Origin of the sequence: Methylobacterium sp. WL103 (assembly GCF_008039885.1) — a bacterium.
GTDB classification, from domain to species: domain Bacteria; phylum Pseudomonadota; class Alphaproteobacteria; order Rhizobiales; family Beijerinckiaceae; genus Methylobacterium; species Methylobacterium cerastii.
In genome coordinates this window covers 1-433 of the sequence record NZ_VRUX01001303.1, presented here as the reverse complement: position 1 = coordinate 433, position 433 = coordinate 1, and the positions used below count along the sequence as shown (strand labels likewise).

Sequence of the window (433 nt, the reverse complement as noted above, 5' to 3'; positions counted from 1 at the left end):
TCCGAGTAGCCGGCCGCCTGCACCGAGGCGGTCAGCGCCGGCACGTCGGGGTTGGCCCCGAGCCCGACTTTGTCCTTCGCCCAGTCGAGGGTGCCGGGGGGCGGGCCGCCGGCCGGGCCGAGCAGCACCCGGTTGCCGTCGCCGTGGGTCAGCACCGCCGCGTGCAGGAACCCGTTCTCGAAGCGCCCTTGCACGGTGACGGTCTCGCCCTTGGCGACCAGCGTGCCGCCTTCGCCCTGGCGCCCGGTCTCGACCAGCGCCCGCCCGGTGCCGTCCTGCAGCACGAACTTGTTGCCGAAGATCTCGGCGACCTCGCCCTTGGCGGCGATGCCGCCCGACGGCACCAGGGCGGAGATCGCCACCGGGGCGATCGGCGTGGTCGAAGGGGCGCCGTTCTGCGCCAGGGAGAGGCCGACGGCGCCCAGCGCCAGCG

General features: G+C 75.3%; 1 pseudogene. It reads right to left on the bottom strand.

Annotated elements, in window-relative coordinates:
• Positions 1 to 433: pseudogene (locus FV222_RS29100) on the bottom strand (DNA-binding protein); the annotation flags it as partial.